Origin of the sequence: Nocardioides palaemonis (assembly GCF_018275325.1) — a bacterium.
Lineage (GTDB): Bacteria > Actinomycetota > Actinomycetes > Propionibacteriales > Nocardioidaceae > Nocardioides > Nocardioides palaemonis.
This window is the reverse complement of record NZ_JAGVQR010000001.1, coordinates 2,177,051-2,193,922: the sequence shown is the minus strand read 5'-3', so window position 1 is coordinate 2,193,922 and position 16,872 is coordinate 2,177,051. Positions and strand designations below refer to the sequence as shown.

13 protein-coding genes are annotated in these 16,872 nt (G+C 73.2%); 8 read left to right on the top strand and 5 right to left on the bottom strand.

Annotated elements, in window-relative coordinates; all coding sequences use genetic code 11:
* The first annotated feature begins 29 nt into the window (after positions 1–29).
* On the top strand, positions 30–1,784 hold the full coding sequence (locus tag KDN32_RS10725; RefSeq protein ID WP_211731954.1) for an MmpA family trehalose lipid delivery protein: 1,755 nt from the start codon (positions 30–32) through the stop codon (positions 1,782–1,784).
* A gap of 68 nt (positions 1,785–1,852) precedes the next feature.
* Positions 1,853–2,026, top strand: a complete 174-nt coding sequence (locus KDN32_RS10720; protein WP_211731953.1) for a hypothetical protein — start codon at positions 1,853–1,855, stop codon at positions 2,024–2,026.
* Here KDN32_RS10720 and KDN32_RS10715 read toward each other — a convergent pair.
* Genes KDN32_RS10715 through KDN32_RS10705 form a run of 3 tightly spaced genes read right to left on the bottom strand, consistent with a single transcriptional unit; the run spans position 2,014 to position 6,611 of the window.
* Positions 2,014–3,126 carry a glycosyltransferase family 4 protein gene (locus tag KDN32_RS10715; RefSeq protein WP_211731952.1) on the bottom strand — a complete coding sequence of 371 codons (1,113 nt, stop codon included), beginning with the start codon at positions 3,124–3,126 and terminating at the stop codon, positions 2,014–2,016. The genes KDN32_RS10720 and KDN32_RS10715 overlap by 13 nt on opposite strands.
* A gap of 6 nt (positions 3,127–3,132) precedes the next feature.
* Complete coding sequence (locus tag KDN32_RS10710; protein WP_211731951.1) at positions 3,133–5,145, bottom strand: hypothetical protein; 2,013 nt, start codon at positions 5,143–5,145, stop codon at positions 3,133–3,135.
* Positions 5,142–6,611 carry a bifunctional glycosyltransferase/class I SAM-dependent methyltransferase gene (locus KDN32_RS10705; protein ID WP_211731950.1) on the bottom strand — a complete coding sequence of 490 codons (1,470 nt, stop codon included), beginning with the start codon at positions 6,609–6,611 and terminating at the stop codon, positions 5,142–5,144. Before KDN32_RS10705 ends, KDN32_RS10710 begins: the two co-directional genes overlap by 4 nt.
* Positions 6,612–6,780: 169 nt before the next feature.
* On the opposite strand from KDN32_RS10705, the gene KDN32_RS10700 reads away from it, so the two are divergent.
* Together KDN32_RS10700 and KDN32_RS10695 are read left to right on the top strand one after the other, a co-directional pair.
* Entirely contained in the window at positions 6,781–7,632 is an 852-nt protein-coding gene (locus tag KDN32_RS10700) for a 2OG-Fe(II) oxygenase (RefSeq protein WP_211731949.1), read from the top strand.
* Positions 7,629–9,329: a hypothetical protein gene (locus KDN32_RS10695; RefSeq protein WP_211731948.1), complete on the top strand. Its 1,701-nt coding sequence runs from the start codon at positions 7,629–7,631 to the stop codon at positions 9,327–9,329. The genes KDN32_RS10700 and KDN32_RS10695 overlap by 4 nt, the downstream gene beginning before the upstream one ends.
* On the opposite strand, the gene KDN32_RS10690 is transcribed toward KDN32_RS10695, so the two are convergent.
* Complete coding sequence (locus KDN32_RS10690; protein ID WP_211731947.1) at positions 9,305–10,558, bottom strand: acyltransferase family protein; 1,254 nt, start codon at positions 10,556–10,558, stop codon at positions 9,305–9,307. The genes KDN32_RS10695 and KDN32_RS10690 overlap by 25 nt on opposite strands.
* Positions 10,559–10,688: 130 nt before the next feature.
* Between KDN32_RS10690 and KDN32_RS10685 the strand changes: the two genes are divergently transcribed.
* Genes KDN32_RS10685 through KDN32_RS10670 form a run of 4 tightly spaced genes read left to right on the top strand, consistent with a single transcriptional unit; the run spans position 10,689 to position 16,053 of the window.
* A complete protein-coding gene (locus KDN32_RS10685) occupies positions 10,689–11,573 on the top strand; it encodes a PorA family protein (RefSeq protein ID WP_211731946.1) in 885 nt (294 codons plus the stop codon).
* Positions 11,574–11,612: 39 nt separating this feature from the next.
* The gene (locus KDN32_RS10680) at positions 11,613–12,590 is read left to right on the top strand and encodes an AAA family ATPase (RefSeq protein WP_211731945.1); all 978 of its coding nucleotides are present in this window, start codon (positions 11,613–11,615) and stop codon (positions 12,588–12,590) included.
* Positions 12,587–13,804, top strand: a complete 1,218-nt coding sequence (locus tag KDN32_RS23310; RefSeq protein ID WP_211731944.1) for a DUF58 domain-containing protein — start codon at positions 12,587–12,589, stop codon at positions 13,802–13,804. The genes KDN32_RS10680 and KDN32_RS23310 overlap by 4 nt, the downstream gene beginning before the upstream one ends.
* Positions 13,801–16,053 carry a transglutaminase-like domain-containing protein gene (locus KDN32_RS10670; protein WP_211731943.1) on the top strand — a complete coding sequence of 751 codons (2,253 nt, stop codon included), beginning with the start codon at positions 13,801–13,803 and terminating at the stop codon, positions 16,051–16,053. The genes KDN32_RS23310 and KDN32_RS10670 overlap by 4 nt, the downstream gene beginning before the upstream one ends.
* Here KDN32_RS10670 and KDN32_RS10665 read toward each other — a convergent pair.
* Positions 15,976–16,809, bottom strand: a complete 834-nt coding sequence (locus tag KDN32_RS10665) for a class I SAM-dependent methyltransferase (RefSeq protein ID WP_211731942.1) — start codon at positions 16,807–16,809, stop codon at positions 15,976–15,978. The two genes, KDN32_RS10670 and KDN32_RS10665, sit on opposite strands and share 78 nt — an antisense overlap.
* Positions 16,810–16,872: the final 63 nt, after the last annotated feature.

Below are 16,872 nucleotides of genomic sequence, written 5' to 3'. Positions count from 1 at the left end.
AGGGATCCGGCACAGCATAGGCTGGCGCCGTGGCGTCGACCCCCGGAACGGCAGCACCGGCGGCGCCCTCGTGGCAGGACCGGGCGGTGCTCGCGTGGCCCCTCGCGCTGGCCCTGCTGCTCTGCCTCCCGCTCTACCTCCGCGGGGGTCACCCGCTCGCGCGCGACCTCGTCTTCGTGCCCCGCCAGCCCTTCACCGACGCCACGTGGGGACTCGGTGACGTGGCGCCCCGCGCCGTGCCGCTCGACGCAGCCGTCGCCGCCCTCACCCACGTGGTCGACGGGGGAGTGCTCGCCCGGGTCGTCCTCCCGCTCACCCTCGCCCTGCTCGGGTGGGGCGTCGCCCGGCTGGTGCGCCCGCTCGGTCGCACCGCCCAGCTCGCGGGGTCCGGCTTCGCGGTCTGGAACGCCTACGTGGTCGAGCGCCTCGCGCTCGGGCAGTGGGCCCTGCTGCTCGGGTGCGCCGCGCTGCCCTGGCTGGTGGCCGCCGCGATGCGCTACCGGGCCCGCGGCCGCGTCGTCGACCTCGCGGCCGCCGTCGCCTGGGCCGCGCTCGCGTCCCTCACGCCGACCGGCGGACTGCTCGCGGTGGCCGGCCTGGTCGTGGCGTGCGCCCCGCACCTGCGCCGGACGGCGGTGGTGGCCACCGGGGGACTGGTGCTGCAGCTCCCGTGGGTGGTCGCGGCCCTGACCGGACCGGTGCGGTCCACCTCCGACGCGTCGGGCGTCGCGGCCTTCGCGCCGGACACCGAGTCGCCCTACGGCGCGGTCGTCGCACTCCTCGGCCTGGGTGGGATCTGGGACCGTGCGTCCGAGCCGGCCACCCGAGCCACGGCAGCGGCGGTCGTGGCGGCGGTCGTGGTCGTGGGCGTCCTGGTCCTCGGCGTGCCGCTGCTGCGCCGGGTGTGGGGCTCCGGCGACACCGTCCGGTGGGTGGTGCTGTCGCTCCTGCTCGGGGGGACCGCGCTCGCTGCCGCGACCCCGTGGGGCGCGAGCGGGCTGGTGTGGCTCGTCGAGCACGTGCCCGGGTCCGGCCTGCTGCGCGACACCCAGAAGCTGCTGGCCCCGGCGGTCGTGCTGGTCTCCGCCGCGTTCGGCGCCTGCGCCGCCCGTGCCACGGCCCTTCTCGGCCGGACCGAGGGGGCGTGGGCCGGCGTCGTGGTCGTCGCGCTGCTTCCCCTGCTCCTGCTGCCGGACGCCACCGTCCGGACGTGGGCGACGGTCGCCCCGGTGCGCTTCCCGGACGACCTCGACCGCGCGGCGGCTGTCCTCGACGGGGTCCCGGGCGTCGTGGTGACGCTGCCGTGGCGCGCCTACCGCTCCTTCGACTGGGCGCACGACGGCATCACCTCGTCCGACCCGGCGACCCGGATGGTCGACGCCGACGTGGTCACCAGCGACTCGCTGCAGGTCGGCGACGTCCTGGTGCCGGGGGAGGGCCCGCTCGCGGCGAGGATCGGCGCCGCGCTCGAGCGCGGCACCCCCGCCGAGGTGCTGCCCGACCTCGGGGTCACCTGGGTGGTGCTCTACCCCGACGACCCGGACGCGCCGCAGGTCGACACCACCGGGCTCGAGCCGGTGCTGCAGACGCCGGTCGTGGAGGTGCTCCGCGTCCCCGGCGGTGAGCCGGCCGCACCGGCCGGCGGTGCCGCGCGGAGGCTCGCGGTCCTGGGGTCCCACGCCGTGGCGCTCGGCGTCCTGCTCGCGGCGCTCGGCACCCTGCTGGGGGCCGCCGCGCGCGGACGGGCCCGGCCCACGCACGGACGTCACAGGTCGACGCGCTGAGTGCGAGACGCGGGGGCTCGGTTCATGTACCCTAACGCTCGGTAACTTCGGCAGAGGGAGACAGATCAGTGAGCAGCACGGGCACCTCCGGATCGGCACTGAGCGGCTGGCTGGCCATGTTCCTCCCGATCCTCATCGGCTGCATCCTCGCCGCGATCGGTCTGTTCAGCCTCGTCTACAGCCAGACCACCGCGCCGGACAAGAACCCCGCGAGCCAGCAGATCCTCGTCTACGGCGACTGATCCGCCGCACCGCCGGCCGCCAGCAGCACCTGCTCGGCGCGCACGGCGCACGCCTCCCACGTGAGGGAGGCAGCCATCTCGCGCGCCGCCGCCCCCATGCGTCGGCGCGCGTCGGCGTCCGCCAGCAGGTCGCGGGTGACCGCGACCATCTCGTCGAGGTCCTCGACCAGCCGTCCGGTGGTGCCGTCGTGGATGGACTCGGTCACGCCGCCCGCACCGGCGTAGGCCACGCTCGGCGTGCCCTGCGCGCCGGACTCGGTGATCGCGAGGCACCAGCCCTCCTTCACCGACGGCATGAGCATCACCCAGGCGCGACCCACGAGCTCGTCGCGCCGCGCGTCGCTCACGTGCCCGTGGAAGGTGACCCGGTCGCCCACGCCGGCGGCACCGGCCGCGGCGACGAGCTCGTCGCGCCACCAGCCGTCACCCACGACGTCGAGGTGCAGGTCCGGCACCTCGTCGGCGAGCCGCCGCACGACGGTGAACGCGTGCTCGATCTGCTTGTGCGGCACCAGGCGCGAGAGGACCGCGACCCGGGGCGTCGGTGACTTCGCGGGCGGTTGCTCCGGTGGCGCGGAGGACAGGCCGTTGCGCACGACCGTGATCGACGTCGGTGGGACGCCGAGCGCGGCCAGGTCGCGCGCCGAGGCGTCGGAGACGGTGAGGAACGGGCGTGAGCGGTAGAGGCGCGGGACCACGCGGCTCTCCACGAACCAGCCGACGCGCCCGCCCCACCCGGGGTAGATGATGCGCCACTGCGCGGCGTGCACGTGGTGGACCAGTGCGACCACGCCGCGCCGGCGCACCAGCGGGCTGGCGAACGGCAGGCCGTTCACGACGTCGACGACGACGTCGACGTCGCGTCGGTGGCGCAGCAGCCAGGCCAGTCCCCACGGGTAGACGGTGAGCCGCCCGCCGAGCCGCCGCAGTCGCACGCCGTCACGTTCCTCGCGACCCGCCGACCCGGGGTGCCGGGCGCACAGCAGGGTCACCTCGTGCCCCCGCCGGGCCAGCTCACGGCCGACCGCCTCGACGAACACCTCCGAGCCACCGCCGTCGGGGTGCGTGGTGTCCCGCCAGGACAGGAGGGCGACGCGCATCGTCGGTCAGGACCCCGCGAGCGTGCGTGCAGCGCCGGCGAGCTCCTCGCACAGCGGCATGTCGAGACCCTCGAGCTGCTCGAGGCTGACCCCGACCCGCGCCGCGGCCGCGGCCGACCCGACCCACTCCAGCGGCGCCGGGCGGGTGTACCAGTCGTCGTCCGTCGCCGTCGAGCGCAGGAACCCGACCGGCCCCGACGGCATCGCGGAGATCTCGTAGAAGCCGAACTGCGTCTGGTTGCGCAGGTTGAGGTCGGCGTAGCCGCTGGGCGGGAAGTCGAACGTGTTGGCGCCGTACTCGCCGTCGGGGCCGGTGAGCACGAACCGCAGCTCGCGCTCGTCGGTCACCTCCAGCAGGACGGTGTCCTGGGAGCCCTCGATCCGGAAGAGCGGGACGCGTCCCGGGCGCAGGCGACCATCCGGACGGATCCGGACGGCACGACCGCGTGCCTGCACCGTGGTCCACGGCTCGTACTCGTCGCCGGTGTTGAGGTAGAGCGCGTCGCAGTCGCCCACCACCCGCAGCTCGTCGGTGCGCCCGCCGTCGAGGGAGTCGGCGAACGTCACCAGGCGGGCCTGCGCGGTCGGCGTGGCGGCGCGCTGCCACTCGAGGTAGCGCTCCAGGTCGGGTCCGCGGGCCGCCACCGACGCGGTGCTGATGCCGATGGCGAGCTGGGCGGCGACGGAGAAGGCCGCGAGCACCGTGGCCACCACGGCAACGGGTCGGAACAAGCGGCGACCCCTGAGGTGGTGGCCGACCAGCACCGTGCCGATGGCGCCTCCGAGGACGAGCGCCGGGACGAACTCGCTGGCGTAGCGGGCGGCGAAGTAGCCGTACGCCATCACGCCGCCGGTGACCAGGACGGCCGCGACCATCGGTACCCGCAGCACCCGCAGCCGTTGGGGCGCGCGCGGCCAGAACACCACGAGCGTCGACAGGACCTGCAGCGCCATCAGCAGCGGCATGAACGCGGTCGCGCTGCCGGTCCGGTAGGCCTGGTCGACGAAGGCGCCGGCCAGGGCCTCCGGCGGCCGCGCCGGCAACGTGATCCAGGGGAAGTAGTCGACGAACCGGATCCCGGTCGGCCACAGGTAGGCGTGGAACGCGGTCGGGAAGAACTGCAGGCCGGTGATGGCGCCCCCGTTGACCTCGAGCGCCTCGCGCCGGTGGGCGTTGACCTGGGTCCACACCTGGTCCTGCAGCGGGAACATGTAGACGTGGTCGAACTTGTGCAGGTTGTAGAGGATCGACAGCGTGAGCGGGATCGCGCCGGCGAGGAGGATGCCCCACCAGGTGCGACGCCGTTCGGGGGTGGTGCGGCGCACCGCGAACCACGCCGCGACCGCGACGACCGTGAGGCAGAGCGCCCAGCCGGCAGTCGCGCGGGTGCCGATCGCGGCCAGGCAGAAGGCCCCCAGCCAGCGCACCTCGTGCCAGCCCGGCGCGGTGAGCACGCGCAGGAGCCAGTAGAGGGCGCCGACGGTGGAGGCGATCGCCCAGGCGTAGACCTCGTGGTAGACCCACGGCAGTGACGCGTCGTAGGTCATGAAGGTGCCGCCGCTGGCGGCGGCGAGGAACACCCCGACCAGCCACGCCTGCCCGCGTGAGACCTGCGTCGACCCGTTGACGCGGGCGTGCAGCCACCACACCAGCTTGGTCGTGCAGACGACGAACACGATCCACGCCAGCGCCATCGACAGCACGGTGAGCTTGCCGTCGAACTCGTGCGTCGTCATGAGGACCGGCAGGCGCAGCAGCGCCGGGAACGGCGGGAAGTACATGTAGGTCACGCCGTGGCGGATGAACCCCTCGATGGCCATGCTGCCGTCGGGGACGGCGATGCGTCCGTCGAGGAAGGCGCGTGCCTGGAGCTCGTAGACGCCCGAGAAGAACCCGGACGCGGCAGTACGCCCGAGATCGCGCGAGACGTTGAAGAGGGTGAGGAGGTGGATGATGCCACCGATGGTGAGCCCTGCTGACGTGCTGATGACCCGGCGCTGGTGGTCGGGATCGGTCACGCCACCTCCAGTCGGTAGAGGAACTGGTAGCCGAACAGGCGCGGCCACGCCCGCACCATCGCGGTGTCGGCGCGGGTCACGCCGTTGACGAGCCGGCGCCGCGCGGGCGGGGTGCCGGGACGGTCCACGACGGACTCGAAGGGCGTGCCGACGGTACGGCGCTCGACCACGCGGAGCCCGGACTCGGCGAAGAGCCGCTCGATCGTGTCGCGGGTGAAGAACCGCACGTGGCCGCGGTCGAGCGGGCCGCGCTGGTCGTAGTCGAACTTGCCGACGGCGATCCGCCCGCGGGGGTACCAGTGGCCGAAGTTCGGGACGGACACGAGGATCTCGCCGCCGGGGACCAGCTTGGAGACCAGGTCGTCGAGGAGCTGCTGGGGCTCCATCACGTGCTCGAGGATGTCGCCGGCGACGACGACGTCGTACTCCGCCCGGATCGCGTCGGGCAGCGGCTGGTTGAGGTCGGCCTCGATGAAGGCGTTGACCCGCTCCGCGACGCCGTCGAACTTCTGGCGGTCGAGACCGGTGACGTGGTGGCCCTGGCGGCGCACCAGGTCGGCGAACCGGCCGTCGAAGCAGCCGGCGTCGAGGACCTTGGCGGGCTGGCGGCCGGACAGCCACTCGAGCAGCACGCCGTGGGACCCGGTCGCCTTGAGCTCGTAGAGGTCCGACTCGGTCGAGGCGACGCCGCCGCCGAAGCCGCGCTCGGTGGCCCAGTGACGCAGCACGTCGCCCGCGACGTCGCGGGCGTACTTCATCCCGTTGACGTAGCAGATCTCGTCGCCGTAGTAGGTGGGGATCGGCACCTCGACGATCCGCTTCCGGGCGCGCACCAGGCCGAGGATGATCTCGGTGTCGAAGTCGAAGTCGTCGGAGTAGGACGCGAGGTCGAGGTCGCTGAGCGAGTCGGTGCGGTAGGCGCGGTAGCCGGAGTGCCACTCCGAGAGGTGCTGCCCGGTCAGGGCGTTCTGGAAGCCGGTGAGGATCCGGTTGCCGACGTACTTGTAGGCGGGCATGCCGCCGGACCGGGCGCCGCCCTTCTCCATCATCCGCGAGCCGAAGACCGCGTCGGCGTCGCCGCTCACGAGGGGCGCGACCAGGTCCTCGATGCACTCGGGGGCGTACTGGCCGTCACCGTGGAGCAGCACCACGACGTCGAGGCCGTGCTCGATGGCCCAGCGGTAGCCGGCCTTCTGGTTGCCGCCGTAGCCGAGGTTGCGCTCGTGCTTGACGACCGTGACCGGGAACGTCGCGGTGTCGCGGAACCGCATCCCGATCTCGTAGGTGTCGTCCTGGCTCGCGTCGTCGCAGACCATCACGTGGTCGACGGAGGCGGCGAACGACTCCGGCAGGCGCGAGAGCGTGCGCTCCAGGGTCGAGGCGGCGTTGTAGGCGACGACGAGCACTCCCACACGGGGGGTGCGGGCCTCCTGGCCGGTGACCTCCGGCACGTCGACAGACTTCACGGGACTTCCTCCAGGGGGGCGTGCCAGCGGGCGCTCCACGTGACGTGCGCCTCACGAACCGGCCGAGTGTAACCCGTGAGTAGCCCCCGCAGGCGCGGTTCGCGCGAAGGCCCGGGCAATGGTCGGGAGTGCTCCTCCCGCAGCGGGTCGTGGTGGCATGATGCGCGCCATGGAGACCGCCCTGCAGCTCGTCGACATGACGCGCCTCGACGCCGGCCGCGACGCCACGGCCGCGCAGTACCAGTCCGCGACACCCTTCCCGCACGTCGTCCTCGACGACGTGCTCCGGCCCGAGGCGTTCGCCGCCGCGGTCCGTGACTTCCCGGGGATCGACGACGAGTTCTGGAAGGGCTACCTCCACGTCAACGAGACCAAGTTCAGCAACACCGACCCGGACACCTGGGCGCAGAGCCTCCAGGCGGTGGCCCAGGAGTTCTGCTCGGCCGAGTTCGTCGCCTACCTCGAGGACCTCACCGGCATCGCGAACCTGATCCCGGACTACACGATGGACGGGGGCGGGCTGCACATGACCAAGCGCGGCGGCCACCTCAACATCCACGCCGACTTCACCACGCACCACACCCACGAGAACTGGGCGCGGCGGGTCAACATCCTGCTCTACCTCAACGAGGAGTGGCACGACGACTGGGGCGGCAAGCTCGAGCTCTGGGACCCGGCGATGACGGCCTGCCAGGGCACGGTGACGCCCGCCGGCAACCGGATGCTGGTCTTCACCACCACCGAGGACTCCTTCCACGGCCACCCCGACGGGCTGACCTGCCCGCCCGACGTGGCCCGACGGTCGCTGGCGATGTACTACTTCACCGAGGAGGCGGCCCCGGTCCGCCGGTCCACCAACTACCAGGCCCGCCCCGACGAGGGCCGCGCCCGCAAGGCAGCGATCGTCGCGGACCGCACGGTGCTCGACGTCTACGACCGGCTGAAGCGTCGTCTCGGGATCTCCGACGAGGCGGCCCACAAGGTCCTCGGGCGGCTCTCCAAGCTGCGCAAGCGCACGTGACCGTCCCGGCGGGACGGCGTCGTCTGCGCCCCCCGCCTCTCGGCTGGGACTCGTGGATCCTCCTCGCGGCGCTCGTCGTGCAGGGTGGTGTCGCGCTGTGGCTGGGCGGGCGGGGCTGGTTCAGCGGGGACCTGCTGCACTACTACGTCGAGCGGGGCGGTGCGCCCGGCGGCACCGAGAGCCTGATGGCTCCGCACGCGTCGCACTGGCAGCTCACGCTCGTGCTGGTCTACCTGCTGCCCTTCAAGCTGGTCGGCCTCACGGCGTACTGGCCCTACCTCGCTCTCACCGTGCTCGTGCACCTCGCCCTCGTCGTCGTGCTGCATCGCCTGCTGCGGCGGCTCGGGTGCGGACGCGTCGCGTCCCTCGTCGCCGCCCTCGCACTGCTCACCTACGGGGCTGGGTCGGAGGCGTTCCTCGTCGAGGCCCCGGTGGCGCTGACCTCGTCGATCCTGCTCGGTGCGGTCGCGATGCTGGTGCTGGTCCGCCGCGACGCCGACCGGCGCGGCAGCCTGGCGGCCGGGGTGCTGCTGCTGGTCGCGGTGACCATCTCCCTCGGGGGCGTGGTGGCCGCGGTCTGGGTCGGTGTGTTCGCGCTGTCGCGCGGGTTCGTCGCCATGCTGCGGGTCGTCGCCGTGCCCGCGGTCGCGTTCCTCGGCTGGTACGCCGTGTGGGGCCGCGGGTCGACGCGCATCCTGCTGAGCCGGGAGGACGTGCTCCAGGTCCCGGAGTCGGCGGCCGCGCTCCTCGTCGCTCCCTTCGACAACGTGTCCGGCGGCTGGGGTGCCGGGCCCGTCCTCATGCTCGGCGTCGTGGTCGCGATCGTCGTGTCGGCGCGGCGCCACCCGCTCCTCGTCCAGGCTGCCGTGGCCGGTGTCGTGGGTGCGGTCTTCCACGCCGTGGTCAGCGCGATCGCCCAGGTGCCCTACGGCATCGAGCAGGTGACGACCAGCCGCTACCGCTACGTCGTCCTCGCGCTCCTCCTGCCCGGCCTCGCGGTCCTGCTCGACGTCGTCGTCGCCGCGGTCGCGCGTGCGATGGACGTGCGCACCCGCCGACCCGCCCTCGTGCTGGTCGGTGTCGTCGCGTGCCTGGGGCTGGTGCACGCCTCCCTCGGTCAGTACCGCGTGGGGCAGTCCGTCGTCGCGATCGGCGACCTGACCCGCACGCACCTGGCCGGCACGATGCTCGCGTCGGAGGCGCAGGAGAAGCTGCTGACCGACGCCGTCCGCGGGTCCTACATCAGCGGGGAGGACCTCGAGCGCCTCGCCGACCCGGCGTTGCGCTCCGAGCTGCCCGACCTGGACCCGTCGGAGCAGGACCGCCTCGACGCCGAGAGCAACTACTACGTCGCGGTCAGGGGCGAGGAGCTCGAGCTCGCACCCCCGCAGAGCCTGGACTCCGACTCCTTCACACCGGAGGTGACGGGGCGCTCGAGCTGCCGGACGTTCCAGGCCACCAACGCGACGCCCACCCTGGTGCTCACCAGCTATCTCGGGGCGGGGTTCCGCTTCCGCGGACCGGCCGGCTCGGTCACCACCGTGCTGTCGCGTCCCGACGAGGACCTGACCTCGGACCCGGTGACGTGGAGGTCGGCGCCCGACGAGTGGACCTACGTCGCGACGACGGCCCAGCTCGCGGACCTGGCCGTCACCTTCGACGCGGGCGGCACCTACACGTTCTGCTTCGGGTCCTGAGCCCCGTCCGCCGGACCGGCGGCCACCGGGACCGACAGGTCGTCGGCAGCCAGCTCGTCGCGGCGTGGACCGGCGGCGGCGACAGGGCCCCGCGGCCGCAGGCGCAGCCAGACCGGGTGGCGCAGCAGCCGCGCGACGTGGCGCTCGAGGAGGTAGTGGGTGGCCACGCAGAGCACCGCGGTGACCACCAGCGCGACTGCTGCGCGCGGCGGCCAGTCCCACGAGCGGGTCCGCGCCTCGACGGCGGCGAACGCCGGGTAGTGCCACACGTAGATGACGAGGGAGTGCCGCCCCAGGAAGCTGAGCGCCGAGAGGCGCGGTGTCGTGAGCACCCGCGCGCCGAGGGCGATCGTCCCCAGCAGGACGGCCACGTCCAGCTCGAGGAGGGTGACGCCCCACCCGAGGAAGCGGGCGTCGTCGGAGCAGTACCAGAAGAGCGGCACCAGCGCGGCGAGCGCGGCGCCACCGGTCCAGGTGAGCGCCCGCTCCGAGAACCGCCCGGGCGGGACGAAGGTCAGCAGGACGCCGAGCAGCACGCCGACGACGACGGCGTCCATGCGAGCGGTGGTGCGGAGCAGGACGTTGATCACCGACTCGAGGTCGGCGACGTGCATGCGCCACCACGTCAGCAGCAGCAGCAGCCCCGTGAGGGACGCGACCTGGGCGACCGGCCGCCGGCGCACGAAGTAGAGGAGCAGGGTGAGGGCGACGAAGGCCTGCATGTCGACCGAGAGGTACCAGAGGTGCCCGAGGTCCCACCGCGAGTCGATGGCGTCGGTCTGGAGGTACCAGTTCCACGTGTAGGTGAACACGTGGAAGGTCGTGCTGGCGTTGGTGCTGCTGGAGTTCGGGTCATCCACCAGGGCGCCGGCGACGATGACCGCCGGGACGGCGACGAGCACCACCGGCGCCACCCGGATGACGCGCCGGACGATGCCGACCGCGGGGTTCATGGTGGCCAGGCCGTGTGCCGACAGCGAGCGGTGGACGAGGAACCCGGTCGCGACGAAGAAGATGGTGACGGCGAAGTTGCCGCTGCGGAACACCGGTCGCACCCACGCGTGGTCGTCGATCCACTCGATCGGCCACAGGATCCACCCGTGCGAGAGCACGACGACCACGATGGCGAGGCCACGCAGGCTGTCCATCGCCCGGAGCCGCTCGGAGCCGACGGGGGCCGGGGCACCGGTGCGCGACACCCGGGCGCGGGCGGTCCTCACGATCGACATGCGCGGACTCTAACCCCGACGTGAGGTGCTGCGAGGAGCGAGCGAAAAAGTGCGTGTCAGATTGGCTACCGGGAAGTCACTTCGCTGCTAGAGTCGCCCAGACTTTGAGGCGACCGGGAGGAAAAACGCTATGCGCAAGGGCTTCGGCATCGGTTTGTCGGTGCTGGGTGGATTCTTGGTCACCCTGGCCATCCTGGCCCAGTTCTGGGCCCCGGGGCGGCTGATGAAGACGCCTCTCGACACCGACAGCCTCACGCTGCTCGACGGCACCGCGGAGCTCTCCGACGGCAACGGCGGCACCACCGAGTTCCCGGTGAAGGCCTTCAGCGTCACGCGTGCCGACTCCGAGCGCTCGGACTCCGACGTCATCGTCTTCCAGAACTCCAGCTGCCTCGTCAAGGACGAGGGCGGCATCGACGAGTGCGTCAGCGCCGACGACCCGGAGGAGCGCCTCGTCTCGGCGAGCACCGACAACTTCGCGACCAACCGCCGCACGGCGCTCGCCGTCGACGACCCGAAGTACCTCCCGCCGAGCGCCGAGGACAAGCAGGGCCTGATCAACAAGTGGCCCTTCGAGGCGGAGAAGAAGACGTACGAGTACTGGGACGGCTACGCCGGTGAGCCGGTCGACGCCGTCTACGACCGCACCGAGGACGTCGACGGGCTCGAGACCTACGTCTACGCGATCAACGTCTCCGACGCCCCGATCGAGCTGAGCGACGGCGTGCAGGGCACCTACTCGGTCGAGCGGGAGATCTGGATCGACCCCACCACGGGCGCGATCATCAACCAGTCCGAGCACCAGGAGCGCATCGACTCCGACGGCAACCCGTTCCTGATCCTCGACTACGGGTTCACCGACGAGCAGGTGGCCGGCAACGCCGACGACGCCAAGTCCAACTCCAGCGCGCTCGACCTGGTCACCAAGACCGTGCCGCTGATCGGCTGGATCGTCGGCATCCCGGCGCTGCTGATCGGCATCGCGCTGCAGCTGATGCGTCGCCGCTCCGCCTGAGCCCGCCGCACGATCCCCGAGAGGTAGCTCCGCCACCGCATGCCTGACATCGCCACGGTCCACAGCGACGACGTCCGGTGGTACTCCGAGACCTTCGACCGCGCCGTGGGCAACATGGAGTCCGCGGTGCTCGGCAAGCGGCACGTCGTGCGCCTCGCGCTGACCTGCCTGGTGTCGGGCGGGCACCTCCTCCTGGAGGACCTGCCCGGCACCGGCAAGACGATGCTGGCGCGCTCGCTGGCCAAGTCCATCGACTGCTCGTTCGCGCGGATCCAGTTCACGCCGGACCTGCTGCCCTCCGACGTGACCGGCGTGACTGTCTACGACCAGGCCCAGCACCAGTTCACCTTCCACCCCGGGCCGATCTTCCACAGCGTGGTCCTCGCCGACGAGATCAACCGGGCCTCGCCCAAGACGCAGTCGGCCCTGCTCGAGGTGATGGAGGAGGGGCACGTCACCGTCGACGGCCGCACCCACGAGGTGCGCAGCCCGTTCATGGTGATCGCCACCCAGAACCCGATCGAGCAGGCCGGCACCTACCAGCTGCCCGAGGCGCAGCTCGACCGGTTCCTGATGCGCACCAGCGTCGGCCACCCCGACGCCGAGTCGACCGAGATGCTGCTGGCCGAGTCGCGGGTGCGCGACCGGGCCGCCGGCCTCGGCCCGGTGATCAGCGCGACCGAGGTCCAGCAGATGGCGCAGCTGGCCGACATGGTGCACGTCGACCGGTCCCTGATCTCCTACGTCCGGCGCCTCGCCGAGGCGTCGCGCGAGCTCCCCGACGTCCGGATCGGCCTCTCCACGCGTGGCGCCCTCGCCTGGGTGCGCACCGCCAAGGCGTGGGCCCTGGCCGAGGGCCGCGGTCACGTCGTGCCCGAGGACATCGCCACCCTGGCCCACCCGGTGCTGGTGCACCGGCTCCTCATGTCGTCGGGCGCCGCGTTCGGCGGCCTGACGCCGGACCAGGTCATCGACGACCTGCTCGCGCAGGTCCCGGTGCCCCGCAGCGGCGCGTGAGCCCTCGGAGCCGGGACGACGCGCGCAGCAGCGGCCGGCTCGGCGCGCTGGCGGTCTCCGCGCGACGGTGGCCCGACCTCGTGACGCCGCTCGGCCGGGGCGTGCTGCTGACCGGTGTCGTCACGCTCGTCGTCGCGACCACGCTCAACTGGCAGGAGTTCGTCCAGCTCGGGGTGGCCGCGATCGCCCTGGTCGTCCTCGGCCTGTGCTGGCAGGCGCTGCCGGGTGCGCCGACGGCCTCCCTCGTGCTGCGCCCGAGCCGCCTGGTCGAGGGCGGTCCCACCGCCACGGCGGAGGTGCGCGTGCACGCCGGTGCCGTCCCGATGCTCTTCCCGAAGGTCGTCGTGCCGGTCGGTCCGCGCGAGGTCGGGATCCGGCTGCCGTTCCTCGGCCCCTACGCCGACCACGCCGCGACCGTCGCGCTGCCCGCACTGCCGCGCGGCGTGCACCCCGTGGGCCCGGTCGCGCACGAGAAGGCCGACCCGGTCGGGATGGTGAGCAGGAGGGTGGCGTCCGGGGTGCCGATCGAGCTCTTCGTCGCGCCCCGGGTGGTCGAGCTCGCCGTGTTCGCCGGGGGACTGACCAACGACCTCGACGGCGCCACCAGCCAGCAGCTGTCGATGAACGACCTGGCCTTCCACGCGCTGCGGGAGTACGCGCCCGGCGACGACCTGCGCCACGTCCACTGGCGCAGCTCGGCCAAGGCCGGCGAGCTGCTCGTGCGCCAGTACCACGAGACCCGGCGCGGGCACGTGACGATCCTGCTCGACGACTGCGCCGACTCCTACACCCGCCTGCGCGACTTCGAGCTCGCGGTGTCGGTGGCCGCCTCGGTCGCGCTGCGGGCGGTGCGCGACGACTTCGACACCTACCTGCGCTGCGGGCCGCACGTCGCCCGCGGGCGGAGCGCGGCCGCGATGACCGACGCGAGCTGCCGGTTCGTCACGACCCGCGACGACGCGTACGCCGCGCTCTCGGTCGAGGCGGCCGGGACGGTCGGCGGCACCGGGCTGGTGGTCCAGGTCACCGGTGCCCGGCGGGCCGGCGCGGACCTGCACGCGGCCGTCGGATCCTTCGGCCAGGGCGTAGACCGGCTGGTCCTGCGGGCCGACAGCGAGGGTCGACCGGCCACCGACGACACGGCGGGCGTCCACCAGGTGGTCGTGCCGGACCTCGGCCTGCTGCCGGAGCTGATGGCTCGGGGACGCCGATGAGCACGCAACCGGTTGCGCCGGACCCCCGCGACGGGCGCGCGACGCTCGTCGACTCGCTGGTCGTCGTCGCGGTCGTCGCGCTCGTCCTGACCCTGCTCGACGAGAGCTTCTGGTCGCGCGACTACCTGGTCGCCGGGCTGGTCCCCGTCGTGTTCCTGCTGGTGCTGGCGTGGACCCTGCGCCGGTCCGCCGACGGCGTGTGGCTCTACGCGCTCGTGGCCGTGCTGGCCTACGCGCCGCTCGGCGCGCTGGCGGCCCTGCGCCGACCGGGACCGTGGGTGCTGCCCACGGTCGAGACGATGAGCCGGGTGCTCGGTGACACGTGGTCCGCCCCGGGCCTGTTCGTCAGCACGCTCCCGCCCGTGGAGGCCTCCGGCAGCGTGATGCTGCTGCCCTACGCGATCGGCTTCGGCACCGCGCTCCCGGCCGCGTGGCTGGCGGTCGCCACCCGTCGCCCGCTCGCTCCCGTGGTCGCCCTGCTGGGTGGGCTCGCGGCGACGATCCCGATGGCGGTGCTCGTCCCGGACCACTACGTGCTGCGCGGCGTCGTCCTCACGATCGTCCTGCTGACCTGGGCGGCGGCGCGCAGCCGGCGCCGCGAGGCGGTCGTGGCGTCGTTCCGGTCGGGACTGGTGGGCACCGTGGTGGCGGTCGTGGTGGTGGCGTCCGTGTCGGCCCTGGTGGGCGTGCTGACGCCCGACGACGACCAGACCGACCGCACCCGGCTCGACCCGCAGGGCGACGGCGTGGCCGCGCGGACGGTGGACTCGCTCATCGCACCGGCGCCGGGGCGCGAGCCGCTCCTCAAGGCGATCGGCCTGCCCGAGGGCGCACGCGTGCGGTTCGGGGCGCTCGACTCCTACACCGACGAGGCGTGGACCGCCGCCGACGAGTCGCCGGGGGCCGGCCCGGACGGGACGTTCCGCCGGCTGTCGCCGGAGGTCGAGCCGCTGCACGCGGGTGAGGAGGTCGGGGTCCGCGTCCGGATCCGGCCCGCCTACGCGAGCGACTGGCTGCCGACCTTCGGTGAGCTCACCTCGATCCGCCTCGAGTCGACCGACGGTCGCACCCAGCTCGCGGACGTCCGCTACAACCAGGCGTCGTCGAGCGCGCTCGTCGTCGGGGGCGTCAACCCGCGCGACGACTACACCTTCACCGCCGTGGCGCCGCCCGACGGCTTCACCCCGGACGAGCCGACGATGGAGCCGACCGACGACCAGCTCCAGCCCGGCGGCGCGTTCCTCGACCAGTTCCTCGAGCCGTTCGACCGCGCGGACCTCAGCCCGCTGCGCCGGGTCCTGCTGATGGCGCGCTACCTGCGGCTCAACGGCGAGGTGCGGCTCAGCGGCACCTCGTCGCAGGCGCCCGTCGACCTCGGGCTGCGGCTGATGGGTGCCAAGCACATCGTCGCGACGCCCTTCCAGTACTCCGCGGTGACCGCGCTCGCCGCGTCGCGCCTCGGCGTACCGGCCCGGGTCGTGGTCGGCGCCGCGCCGGGCCGCGGCGGCGTGGTCCTGCAGTCGGACGTGGAGTCCTGGGTCGAGCTCCAGTTCGCCGACGGCACGTGGCGCACCCTCGAGCCGAGCCGCTACACCGGCGTGCACCCCTACACCGAGGACGAGAGCGACCAGGTCGTCGACGCCGGCGAGTGGGTCACCCGCGAGCTCGAGATCGACGACTCCGAGATCAAGATCCCCAAGGGCGCCGACATCGACCTGCCGCCCGACGCGGTGATCGAGGAGCACCACGGCCCGTGGTGGGTCGTCGGGGTCGCGGTCGCCGTCCTGGCGGGCGCCGCGCTGCTGCTGTGGGCGGCCGTACCGGTCCTCAAGGCGGTCCGCCGCAGGCGGAGGTCGTCGGGCGCCCCGACCGCCGTGCACGTCGACGGCTGGCAGGAGGTCCTCGACACCGCCCGCGACCTGGGTCGTCCGGTGCCGGAGGGCTGGAGCCGCGTCGCCCAGGCCCGGGCGCTCGGCACCGGTGTCGAGCTCGCCCGGCGCGCCGACGCGACGGTCTTCGCCCCGGTCGCCGCGGATCCCGAGGACGGCCGCCGGTTCTGGGACGACTGCCGGGCGACCAGGCGCGAGCTGCTGGGCCGGGAGGGCCGGCGCCGCCGTGCCTGGTCGTACGTCAACCCGGCGTCGCTGCTCGCCGGTCGTGCGCGCCGACGGTCAGCTGGCGCGCCCGGCGGCGCCGAGGTGCGCCACGAAGATCGCGGTGCCCGGCGTCAGCCGGCCGCGCACCTGTGACCAGCCGCCCCACACCCGATCGTGCCCCTCGGGCCACTCGGGCTCCACGAGGTCGGCGAGGGTGAAGCCGTGGGCGGCGAGCAGCCGGACCCAGTCGCCCAGCGTGCGGTGGTGCTCGACGTAGGACACCACGCCGGACGCGTCGTCGATCTCGACGTAGGGCGTGCGGTCCCAGTAGGACTGCGTGGCGGTCAGGCCGGCGGGACCCGGGTCGTCGGGGAACATCCACCGCGTCGGGTGGGTGACCGAGAACGCGAACCGGCCCCCCGGCCGCAGCACGCGGGCGACCTCGGCGAGCGCGTCGTCGATGTCGCTGACGAACTGCAGGGCGCCGAAGGAGCAGAAGACGACGTCGAAGGCGTCGTCGGAGAAGGGCAGGTCGGTGGCGGTGCCGCGGACTGACGGGACGACCGTGCCGGTCTCCTCGTCGAGGCGCAGCGAGTGCTGGAGCTGGCGGTGGGAGAGGTCGAGCCCGTACGCGCGACCGCCGCGGGTGCGCACCCAGCGGGAGCACTGACCCGCTCCGCTGCCCACCTCGAGGACGTCGCGGCCGGCGACGTCGCCCAGGATCGCGAGCTCGTCCTCGGTGTGTCCCTCCGGACCCCAGACGAAGCCGGCGTCGCCGAGGAAGGCGCCGTGGGTGGCCTGGTACTCGTCGGCGTACCGGTCCCAGTCGGGTCCGTTGGCCCGCCGCGACTCGCGCTCGGTGACCGGACGTCTCTCGACCCGCACGGACTGCGGCAGGTGGTCCTCCACGTCGACGAGCGTAGCCACCGGCACCGGGCGGTGGGGCACCGGGCGACGTCGCGCCCGGTGCCC

Excerpts from the sequence above, each read along its gene's own strand:
- KDN32_RS10715 (WP_211731952.1), bottom strand. The coding sequence starts at position 3,126 with ATGCGCGTCGCCCTCCTGTCCTGGCGGGACACCACGCACCCCGACGGC.
- KDN32_RS10700 (WP_211731949.1), top strand. The coding sequence starts at position 6,781 with ATGGAGACCGCCCTGCAGCTCGTCGACATGACGCGCCTCGACGCCGGC.
- KDN32_RS10690 (WP_211731947.1), bottom strand. The coding sequence starts at position 10,558 with ATGTCGATCGTGAGGACCGCCCGCGCCCGGGTGTCGCGCACCGGTGCC.
- KDN32_RS10685 (WP_211731946.1), top strand. The coding sequence starts at position 10,689 with ATGCGCAAGGGCTTCGGCATCGGTTTGTCGGTGCTGGGTGGATTCTTG.
- KDN32_RS10680 (WP_211731945.1), top strand. The coding sequence starts at position 11,613 with ATGCCTGACATCGCCACGGTCCACAGCGACGACGTCCGGTGGTACTCC.
- KDN32_RS10670 (WP_211731943.1), top strand. The coding sequence starts at position 13,801 with ATGAGCACGCAACCGGTTGCGCCGGACCCCCGCGACGGGCGCGCGACG.